This window comes from Cohaesibacter intestini (assembly GCF_003324485.1).
GTDB lineage: Bacteria > Pseudomonadota > Alphaproteobacteria > Rhizobiales > Cohaesibacteraceae > Cohaesibacter > Cohaesibacter intestini.
Genome location: NZ_QODK01000014.1, coordinates 1 through 9,500 on the forward strand (window position 1 = coordinate 1; position 9,500 = coordinate 9,500).

At 52.5% G+C, this 9,500-nt stretch carries 11 protein-coding genes; 5 read left to right on the forward strand and 6 right to left on the reverse strand.

Annotation, left to right across the window (positions count from 1 at the left end; genetic code table 11):
• Positions 1-209: thioredoxin family protein (locus tag DSD30_RS21115; protein ID WP_157967818.1), on the forward strand; the 209-nt coding region annotated here is incomplete at its 5' end.
• Between the two features lie 291 nt (positions 210-500).
• On the opposite strand, the gene DSD30_RS21120 is transcribed toward DSD30_RS21115, so the two are convergent.
• Genes DSD30_RS21120 through DSD30_RS21135 form a run of 4 tightly spaced genes read right to left on the reverse strand, consistent with a single transcriptional unit; the run spans position 501 to position 3,017 of the window.
• The gene (locus DSD30_RS21120) at positions 501-1,283 is read right to left on the reverse strand and encodes an SDR family NAD(P)-dependent oxidoreductase (protein ID WP_114011748.1); all 783 of its coding nucleotides are present in this window, start codon (positions 1,281-1,283) and stop codon (positions 501-503) included.
• On the reverse strand, positions 1,280-1,612 hold the full coding sequence (locus tag DSD30_RS21125; protein WP_198663093.1) for an LLM class oxidoreductase: 333 nt from the start codon (positions 1,610-1,612) through the stop codon (positions 1,280-1,282). Before DSD30_RS21125 ends, DSD30_RS21120 begins: the two co-directional genes overlap by 4 nt.
• A 53-nt stretch (positions 1,613-1,665) precedes the next feature.
• The gene (locus DSD30_RS21130) at positions 1,666-1,968 is read right to left on the reverse strand and encodes a DUF1330 domain-containing protein (RefSeq protein ID WP_114011749.1); all 303 of its coding nucleotides are present in this window, start codon (positions 1,966-1,968) and stop codon (positions 1,666-1,668) included.
• A 38-nt stretch (positions 1,969-2,006) separates the two neighbouring features.
• Complete coding sequence (locus DSD30_RS21135) at positions 2,007-3,017, reverse strand: zinc-binding alcohol dehydrogenase family protein (RefSeq protein WP_114011750.1); 1,011 nt, start codon at positions 3,015-3,017, stop codon at positions 2,007-2,009.
• Positions 3,018-3,125: 108 nt separating this feature from the next.
• Between DSD30_RS21135 and DSD30_RS21140 the strand changes: the two genes are divergently transcribed.
• The gene (locus tag DSD30_RS21140; protein ID WP_114011751.1) at positions 3,126-4,040 is read left to right on the forward strand and encodes a LysR family transcriptional regulator; all 915 of its coding nucleotides are present in this window, start codon (positions 3,126-3,128) and stop codon (positions 4,038-4,040) included.
• Between the two features lie 226 nt (positions 4,041-4,266).
• Here DSD30_RS21140 and DSD30_RS21145 read toward each other — a convergent pair whose 3' ends face one another.
• Positions 4,267-5,133, reverse strand: coding sequence for an SDR family oxidoreductase (locus DSD30_RS21145; protein ID WP_198663094.1), 867 nt, complete (start codon positions 5,131-5,133; stop codon positions 4,267-4,269).
• A 116-nt stretch (positions 5,134-5,249) separates the two neighbouring features.
• Here DSD30_RS21145 and DSD30_RS21150 point away from each other — a divergent pair, with 116 nt between their 5' ends.
• Complete coding sequence (locus DSD30_RS21150) at positions 5,250-6,158, forward strand: LysR family transcriptional regulator (RefSeq protein WP_114011752.1); 909 nt, start codon at positions 5,250-5,252, stop codon at positions 6,156-6,158.
• Between the two features lie 264 nt (positions 6,159-6,422).
• Here DSD30_RS21150 and DSD30_RS21155 read toward each other — a convergent pair whose 3' ends face one another.
• Positions 6,423-6,839: an ACT domain-containing protein gene (locus DSD30_RS21155; protein WP_114011753.1), complete on the reverse strand. Its 417-nt coding sequence runs from the start codon at positions 6,837-6,839 to the stop codon at positions 6,423-6,425.
• A gap of 767 nt (positions 6,840-7,606) precedes the next feature.
• Between DSD30_RS21155 and DSD30_RS21160 the strand changes: the two genes are divergently transcribed.
• Entirely contained in the window at positions 7,607-7,927 is a 321-nt protein-coding gene (locus tag DSD30_RS21160) for an HD domain-containing protein (RefSeq protein WP_425359483.1), read from the forward strand.
• Positions 7,911-9,389, forward strand: coding sequence for an HD domain-containing protein (locus DSD30_RS21165; RefSeq protein WP_425359482.1), 1,479 nt, complete (start codon positions 7,911-7,913; stop codon positions 9,387-9,389). The genes DSD30_RS21160 and DSD30_RS21165 overlap by 17 nt, the downstream gene beginning before the upstream one ends.
• The last annotated feature ends 111 nt before the right edge of the window (positions 9,390-9,500 follow it).

Genomic DNA, 9,500 nt, shown 5'->3' on the forward strand with positions numbered 1-9,500 from the left:
GCTGCAAACGGTGCGAAACAACCGCTCAGATGATGCGTGATGCAGCAGAAAAGCTCGGCCTTGAAGCCACTATTGAAAAAGTCACCGATCCGAAAGAAATTGCCATGGCTGGTGTGATGTCGACACCCGGCATTTCGGTCGATGGTAAGCTGGTTCATTCTGGTGGTCTGCCCGATGAGAGCAAACTCGAAGGTTGGCTAAAAGGCTGAATGTTGCAAATCAATAAGGCAAGAGGTGATGTTGCATCGTGATAGCACCACTTGCTTCAGCTTTTGACCCTAACCATACATTGGCTTCCAATGGGGCGAATGACAGGTTGGGGCCGTCTCTTCAAGTCAGATTGAACGCTTTTGGCTCGGCTTTATTGCGCCGTGCGAGTCTGGTTCGATCCCAAAGTAACAAATGCTGCGCGGCGCGCGAATGGCAGCGATGCCAAGCCCCATCCGCATTAGCGTTACGCCTTCGACAGATGGCTGAGGAATGCCAAACCTTTGATTTGTCTAATCGGCAATCTCTGCTTTTATACCCTCAATGATGCGCGCGGCCTTCTCGGCATTGCTGGCGTCTGGATGGGGGGCCACAAATTGCCCACTATCATTGTCAAAATACAGCCCTGATGCGGTTGCGAAGTCGTCCGAAAGAGCCGCACGAGTCAAAATTTCGACGCCGATATTCAGATCGTTGCCGGATGTGCCGAATCCCTCGCGGACCATCTTGGTCGCCAGAAGTGAGCCGGGATTGATTGCGACCGAAACCGGCCCGTTGGGATGTTTCGCTGCAAAATCCTGACTCCACATCGTCAGAGCCAGCTTGCTTTGGGCATAGGCCTCCATATCTTGCAGCATTCGCTTGCCTTCCAAGGCGTCAACATCCACTGGCGCTTGAGCTGCGGAGGACAGATGCACCACGCGGCCGACCTTTGGTATGATCGGCAGCAAGAGGTTTGATAAAAGCGCCGGTGCAAAGGTGTTGACGACGAAGCGTACGTCCATGCCATTGCTTAAACGCGGCTGCGATGTCTTGAAGACACCAGCGTTGTTGATCACCACGTCAATCCGATCATAGGCATTGATCAGGTCACGCCCCATCTGCGCGACGTGCGATAGGTCCGACATATCGGCCTGAACGGTCGATAGGGTCGCACCAATCTCGGCTTTCAGCTTGTCCAGCTTCTCCGCGTTTCGACCATGCGCGATGATGTTGTGACCTTGTTTTGCCAAGGCCACGGCGGTTGCGCGGCCAAGGCCATCGGTTGCGCCGGTGATGAGGATTGTTTTTGTCATGATTCATTCCTTATTTGAAAATTGGCAGGACATGTGGCGATATCGGTTGTTTTGGCGGCCAGATAGCCTAGATCGGCGAAGGGGTCAAAAAGCTGCCCTGCATCGCCAAAACTTGAGACGTTAAAGGGCACATCGCGCAACCAGACGGCCTTGAAACCGAGCTTTCCGGCCTGCTGAACACGGCTCAGATGGTCGGCCATATCCGGCACAGGGCTGCTTGCGTATTGCGTGATCGGAACCACAAGCCCGACACTCAACCGACCGTTATGAAACGTCGTGTTGTAGCCGCGGTTGATTTGCTCGAATGGGGTATGGGTTTCGTCGCGCATGGGGGGCTCTCCGTCTAAATGCGCCACCCCTTGTGAGGGACGGCGCGGATTTTCTAGGCGAGGTCGTCTCTGCCCTCGATCAAGTAGTGGTGGCTGACCGAGCCTTCTGTGCGTGCGGCAAGGTGGGGGGTATAAGCCTCATCTGACATGAAAGCTTGAGCTGCCTCTTTGGATGGCCATTCGATAATGATGCGCAGACCTGCTTCTTGTGTGTCGCCTTCCACTTGCTCGTGGCTTGTGGTGCGGGCGATGTATTTGCCGCCGTACGCTGCGACGCGATCATTGGCAGTTGGCAGGTAGCCAGGGATCCACGCATCGTTGGTTGGGGTCACATCGAGAACAGAATAGTATGCCATTGTAGTTTTCTTTTTGGGGATTGGTTCGATTGAGTTAGTTATGATGACAGTCCGGGAAGGACCTGTTTGCCAATCACGCGGCCACTTTCCTGACGCTTGTGTGCCTCAGTCAGTGTTCCCACTGTCAGCGCCTCGGCGCGTTCCGTGACCGTGCTCCGCAAAGTTCCTGCGTCGATCATCTGTGAGACGCGGTTCAACAGATCGCGCTGTGCCGTGATGTCGTCGGTGTCGAACATCGAACGGGTGAACATGAATTCCCAAGAGATCGTCAGCGCCTTGGGTTTGGCGAGCGAGATATCGAGGTTTGCGGGGTCATCGATCAGCGCGATGTGGCCACGCGGGGCAATCAGATCAACAATCGAAGGCCAGTGTTGGTCCGAGGCCGTTAGTGCTGCGACATAGGTTGGCGCGAGGCCTAAATCCTTGATTTGCGCCGCAAGATCGCCGCGGTGGTCGACCACATGATCCGCACCCATCTTGCGCACCCAGTCTTCGGTTTCGGGGCGCGATGCTGTCGCAATCACTTTCAGGTTTGTCAGGGTCTTGGCAAGCTGGATCAGGATCGAGCCCACGCCACCCGCGCCGCCGATCACCAAGAGGCTCTGGCCTTCGCCTTGGCCTTCAACCAGACGGAAAGTGTCGAACAGCATTTCCCACGCAGTGATGGAGGTCAGAGGAAGGCCCGCGCTTTCGACGAAATCGAGAGACGCTGGTTTCTTGCCGACAATACGTTCGTCTACGGCATGGAACTCCGCGTTTGTGCCGTCGCGAGTTACATCTCCCGCATAGAATACCTCGTCGCCGACCGCGAAGCCCGTGACGTCAGAACCGGTTTCAACAACCGTACCTGCTGCGTCATAACCCAAAATGCCATGATCGCCTTCGGGCGCACGTGCCGCGCGCAATTTGACGTCAACGGGATTGACCGAAATGCCTTTGACCGCGACCAGAACATCGCGCGCGCCAAGCGTCGGCTTGTCCACATCAAGCAGGCTCAAAGCACCTTCAGAGTCGACAGGACCGTTTTGTGTGTAGCCGATAGATTTCATGTTATATGCTCCATAATGTTGCGTTGGACTTGATATATCATCCAGATTTTTTATAAAAACATCGAAAAAATTATTTCACAATTCCGATTATTGATATAATTAGTGCGTATGGATACAGATGCCCTTCGCCTTTTCATCGCCGCCGCTGAACGGCTGAATATCACCGCCGCTGGTCGCGATCTTGGCCTTGCCCCCGCCATGGCCAGCAACCGACTAGCAAAGCTGGAGCGGGAACTGGGCACGGAGCTTTTGCATCGTACGACGCGTAAGATCTCGATCAGCCAGGAGGGGGCCGCTTTTCTTCCCTATGCGCGGGAAGTTCTCGCCCAAGTGGATGCTGGCCGCGCCGCATTGGGGGAAGGCACCTTGCGTCCAAATGGCACCCTGCGTTTTGCAGCTCCCAGCAGTTTTGCGCAGCTGCACATCATTCCTATCCTGCCGGCGTTTCAGACGCTCTATCCTGACATCACCCTAGACTTGAGGCTGTCCGACACACGTCAGGACATCATCGAAGGCAGCTTCGATCTGGCCCTGCGCAGTGCGCCGCTGGAGGACAGCAGCCTATTGGGGCGGAAACTGGCAGATGACACGCGCATCCTGTGCGCATCCCCTGCCTATATCGAACGTTCAAGAAAGCCGGCAACGCCAGATGATCTTGAGGCACACCACTTCTTGTCATGGGCGAACATGGCTCCCCGTCAGATCATCCATGCAGATGGCCAAACGGCCGTGCTGGATCCGGCCGAAATGATGTGTCGCACGATCCTTGACGACGGGACATCACAACGGTTGGCGACTTTGGCGGGTATGGGAATCTCTATCAACTCGCTCTGGAGCGTCGCGCAAGATATCGAGGCAGGTCGCTTGGTCCGCGTGCTGCCGGACTGGTGCCTGCACGACCAATCCGTTCTTTGGCTGATCTACCCGAAGTCGAATGTGCTAACTCCGAAAGTCAGGTGCTTCATGGACTTCTTGATTAGCCAACTGGATATCGCGAAACTATCGGGCACGCGATGTCCTTAGTTGCTGAGCTGAATTCCCAAGGTCGAAAATGCTGCGGTTTGTGCGAATGGCAGCTTCCAGAATGGCGTGCCTACCGCCGAACGGCAGGAGTGGGCCGGCTATGACACCGACCGGATTATGTTCACATCACACCCACTCAAGTTGTGATAGGCGGCCATATTTATGAGGGCCAGCTCGCGAACTACCCCAGCAAGTTCGAGCTGACACGAACCACCCAAACAGATCTCTATCCGAACTTTCGGGTCAGGATTTCTTTGATGCGCTGGGGCTCTCGACCCAATAGTCTTTTCAAGGTTGGATCAATCATCGCGAATTCACCCTCCCGGGCAGCACGATAATAACCCGTCATAACACTAATGACGCTTTCCGGAAGCCCATGACGCCGGGCATTCTCAACCATTGTGCTTTCGCTAATGACGCTCCGTTCTATGGTTCGGCCAAAAATCTTTCCCGCCAGTCGTGCAAGATCCCCCATATCGAGCGCTTCGCTGCCGGTCAAAGGAGGTGTTGGGCCTTCGTGCGTTTCGCGACCGCTCAGGAACAGAGCGTCCACCTCGGCCAGGTCTTGGTGGGTTGTCCAGGAAACCTTGCCGTCCTCGGGGCCGATCAGACGGCTGCTTTCTAACCCGCTTGCATGCATGCTGATGGCGCTGTCAGCATAAAAGCCGTGACGCAACGCTGTCCATGCGAGGCCGGAATGCGCCAGCATTGCCTCGGTCGCTGCATGATCTCTGCCCGGAGGGAAGTGTGATTGTGAGTTGCTGGAGACCTGACTGGTATAAAGCAATCGCTTTACGCCCAACTCCTTTGCCACAGCTATGGCTGTTTCATGTTGGGCCAGTGCATTACCTCCGGATGCAGCTGCATTGGAAGACACGAGCAGCACACGCTCTGCACCTTCCCAAGCAGAGCGCAAACTGTCAGCATCATTGTAATCGCCCTTTCTGACACGAACTCCGCGAGCGGCAAGGTGAGAAAGCTTTGCAGGATCCCGTACACTTACACCAATCTGCTCTGCAGGCACGAGGCGCAACAGCGCCTCTACGACAAGTCCGCCAAGTTTCCCCGAGGCACCTGTAACTACAAGTATCATTCAATCTCCAATCATATGGTTCGCGCCACTGACGCTCGACCTGTTTTATTTGTTCGACACAATGACTGTTTTAAAATAGAAAGATAAGAGAGCTGAATTCGAACGGGTTGTTCTGTATGGAGAACAAAGTTTCCTTTGATGATCTGACCGTCCTGCTTGCTGTGCTTCGTAACGGAGGCTTTCGTGCGGCCGCCCGTCGGCTTGGTGTCGCGCCTTCAAAGGTCAGCACGACGGTTTCGCGAATTGAAGTGCAGCTTGGGGTGCCGGTCTTGCGTCGCACGACGAGGAGCCTGCATCTCACCGATGAAGGAAAACTGCTTGTGGACCGGGTTGCGCCGCTTTTGTCTGCCGTGGATGCCGCTTGCCTTGAGGTCATCAATCTTGGCGGGCAGGTGCAAGGGCGTCTGAAACTGAATGTTCCCGGTGCGGTTATGCCGGATATTTTGCCTTCACTTCTCGCCGAATATCATCGACGCTTTCCGGGGGTTGAGGTCGAGATCATAGTTGAAAACGATCTGGTGGATATGATTGCTGCTGGCTGCGATGCTGGTATCCGTTATGGCAGCGTTCTGGAACAAGACATGATCTCTATCCCGATCGGACCTCGCACACAGCAGATGGCATTGGCTGCAGCTCCCACCTATTTGCAGGAACATGGCATGCCTCTTGAACCGGAGGATCTTACGGTACACAGCGCGATCCGGTACCGCTTGAAGGGCGGCCCGCTGTTGCCTTGGACGCTGTGCAGAGAGGGGCAGTTCATGGAGGTAAAGCCAAACAATGCCCTCATCCTGAGTGTGAATGCGATTGACACGGGGCTGCGTTACACGAGAGCGGGTATGGGGATCATCCAAACATTCCGAAACTGGCTGGATGAGGATTTTGCCACCGGCAGGTTGGTGCCGGTTCTTCCAGATTGGTGGCCCGAGATGGATGGACCGCGTCTTTATTACCCCAATCGGTCCGCGCCGCAGCCACTGCGCAGTTTTATCGAAATTTGTCGGTCCGCCATCTATATGTGTTGATCCAGCTCCATTTCACAGGTTGAAATCGGACCATGGGTTCGAAGCGTGGTGAATGTCCGCTTCAAGGAAACAGCAATGCAGCATTCAAAGATTGGCTTATGGCAGGTAATGGGCCGAATGCAGACAGGTGCACTGGATCAGTGATTGAAAACGGCCATCCAAGTCGGTGATATGCAATCGCGGTCCAGTGCGCACATCCCCCATTCGGCAGAACCTCAGCATTGAAGTTCAGAACAACAACTGCTGGTCAGTATCAGCAGCCGTCTATCTTCTTGCACTTGATTGCGCGCTTTGGTTGGTAGAAATCGTGTGCCCGGCGGCTTCGAGATATTCTATTGCTGCATCAAGCCTATTGTGAGGGATGAGAACATGCTCACCATCGAAAGTGCAAACCACGAAAACACCAATAGCATTGTTTGATAGAGGGGCAATCAGGGACGCTACAACACCTGCCGCATCAAATGGAAAAGGACCAATTGTACGCAGGCACGCCCATCCTCTTTCTGATGTGATATCGCAGGGCACGCGGTTCTCCAGACAGACCAAAGTCACTTCGTCTTCGGAATAGACAACGGCTTTAAATCCAATGCCTTGTAGCCAATCTGGAAGAATTGCATTCGCGTCTAAACGCGAAACTGCATAACGCCCTGGAACTATATGAACTTTTAGTGACAGGCTCATTTCTGTTCTCCTTCAGTTTAGCTGAAGAAGGACATTCTCATTCCGGAAACAGAACCGGATCCGAGAGCTTCATCTTCTAGTGATGATATTTCCTGAGTAGAGATAGCTTGTCAAATGGCTTTGCTCAAGTGCCAAATGGAGCTTCGCCGCCACCCGGCGGCATCTATCCATTATTGCAAAAGGAAAAGCACTTGCAGGCTAGCTATAGGCTCAATTTCGACTCCAACCGGACTGGTGCGGCACACCAGTAATATGAATTAGTCATCTAGGCGCGTGATTAGCAATCGCGGCCCAGAGTTGCCGTTCGTCCGTTTAGCCGTTCCGCGTCGCAAAGAATCAATGGCGGTCATCGAGCCTCGCCGAACTTCAATCTCATCACCAGATAGCCTGGAAAGTTGAATATGCTCGACCTTGTGAAAGGTCGTCGCTTACACACCCGCCTCCTGTTGCTCCACTCATACCAACAGATCAATCGGCTTTCGTTCTGAGTTCCATAGGCGCAGCAACAGGTTGCGTCAGTCGTTCCTACAGGCAATCTATTTTTTTGGTGTATAGAACGGTTTGAAGAATCAGGGGTTGATTGGGGTGGCCATGCAAGTTCCAGACTTAATAAAGCAAGCTGTAGACGGAAACAACGCACTGACTGCGCTACTGAACGACGCGATTTCAGCTTGTTCAGGCATAGTTACAAGTAAGCCAGAGTTCTTCCCGGAATACACCGACCACGGACCAAAACACAACACAGAGGTTCTAAGACTGCGATAGATATCCTAACGCCAGAGACTTTAGAAGCTATGTCACCGGAGGACTTTGCAGCGCTCGCGTTGTCTGTATTGTTGCACGATTGCGGCATGCACCTAACCGGAGATAGCTTTGTAAGCCTTATTTCCAAAGACAATCAAAAGAAATCAAGACTTGATGATCACGAATGGCATCAGCTTTGGAATGAGTTCATCCTTGAGGTCAAGCGGTTTGATGCGAAACAGAATCGAAGAATCTTTGGCTCACCAGAACCGGCTGCCGAACCACCTTCCGATCCGGCAGATTACACGTTCAAGCATCGCCTTTTGATTGGGGAGTTCCTTTAGACGCCATCATCCTCGTTTAGCACACGAAATCGCAAGCTTTGGATTCCCCGCTGTTAACGGCACCAGAATTGAGATCCTCAAAAACACATATGGCGACCTGCATGAAGTATCAGGTCTTGTTGCCAGAAGTCACGGAATGTCTCTCCGCCAAGCTTGTGATTGTTTTGCGGCGTATTTTCACGAACGCGACTATCAAGGAGTTCATTCGCCCATCATTATGGCTGCGCTACGAATAGCCGACTACCTACAAGTACAGCCTGAACGGGCTCCACATAGTGCGCTACAGATACATAGGCTTCGCAGCCCATTCTCAGCAGGGGAATGGCGTGTTCATCAATCCGTTCGAAATATCACACCTGCAGACAATGATCCAGAAGCGATCTACGTTGATGCCAAGCCGTCTAGTGTCGAGACCTTCTTGAAATTTCAGTCTTGGGCTCGAAGTTTTCAACTAGAACTTGACGCGACTTGGGCTTCTCTTGGAGAAGTTTATGGACGATTTAGTCAACAAGGCTTTGACAAGTTTGGACTAAGGCTGCGGAGGCTTAGAACAAGTGTCGACAATGTCGAGCAATTCTCTCGCACTGTTGACTATGTCCCCGCACAGATCGCATTTGAAGCCTCCAATGCCGACCTGTTGAGCCTTCTGATCGGACCACTTTATGGAGAAAAGCCTGAAATTGGGCTGAGAGAGCTTATTCAAAATAGTGTAGATGCTGTTCGTGAGCGCACTCATATTGAGGGTGAATCTCCAAGTGAAAAATTAAATGGTCATGATACAGACGTTCTCGTATGTCCGTTGGTTGATCAAGAGAAAGTCCAAGCCATCGTTGTAGAAGACCGTGGCATCGGTATGGATGTTGAAATCCTGCAAAACTACTTTTTGAAAGCAGGGGCCTCATTTAGGAACAGCCCGCAATGGAAGAAGACGTTCACGTCAGAGGAAGGATACTCGGAGATTGCAAGAACCGGCCGCTTTGGAGTTGGCGCATTAGCAGGTTTTCTTCTTGGAGACACTATTCAGGTTGAAACGCGAAGGTTGGGAGAAGCGCTCGGTGTAACTTTTGACGCGGAGCTGGATCATGAGTCTATTGAGTTGAAGCACTGCAACCGTAATATTGGCACAAAGATTACGATCAAGATTTCGGAAGATAAGCAATCAGAAATCACGAGGCTTTTTGACCTCGCAAGCGAAAGCAGGCGATGGGATTGGTATTGCTTACAAACCCCCAAGCTACTTAGATTGGACGTCTCTGGAGATGAAATACTGCCGGAGTTCCAATTCACAGAAGAAGAGGAGTGGGTTTACGTTGAAATTCCATCAATAGGGCCTGCAGTTTGGGCAAACAAATCGACCAAACAACCCGACCAGTTTAGTCAAAAGGCGCGATGCCTATATGTAAATGGAATTTACGTACAGGACCTATATAGATATACAGAGCATAGCCCATCTCATTCATGAGGTTGCCCCATTTTCTGCCTGTGATTTTGGCCGCAGTTCATCGTTGCGCATGAAGTGCGCGAAGAATGCCTTTATTTTTGGAATGGGTTGGAGGTGACAATTACGGGTTCA

Bases quoted from the DNA above. Each gene is read 5' to 3' on its own strand.
- DSD30_RS21120 (WP_114011748.1), bottom strand. From the start codon at position 1,283: ATGACAAAAACAATCCTCATCACCGGCGCAACCGATGGCCTTGGCCGC.
- DSD30_RS21125 (WP_198663093.1), bottom strand. From the start codon at position 1,612: ATGCGCGACGAAACCCATACCCCATTCGAGCAAATCAACCGCGGCTAC.
- DSD30_RS21130 (WP_114011749.1), bottom strand. From the start codon at position 1,968: ATGGCATACTATTCTGTTCTCGATGTGACCCCAACCAACGATGCGTGG.
- DSD30_RS21135 (WP_114011750.1), bottom strand. From the start codon at position 3,017: ATGAAATCTATCGGCTACACACAAAACGGTCCTGTCGACTCTGAAGGT.
- DSD30_RS21140 (WP_114011751.1), top strand. From the start codon at position 3,126: ATGGATACAGATGCCCTTCGCCTTTTCATCGCCGCCGCTGAACGGCTG.
- DSD30_RS21145 (WP_198663094.1), bottom strand. From the start codon at position 5,133: ATGATACTTGTAGTTACAGGTGCCTCGGGGAAACTTGGCGGACTTGTC.
- DSD30_RS21150 (WP_114011752.1), top strand. From the start codon at position 5,250: ATGGAGAACAAAGTTTCCTTTGATGATCTGACCGTCCTGCTTGCTGTG.
- DSD30_RS21155 (WP_114011753.1), bottom strand. From the start codon at position 6,839: ATGAGCCTGTCACTAAAAGTTCATATAGTTCCAGGGCGTTATGCAGTT.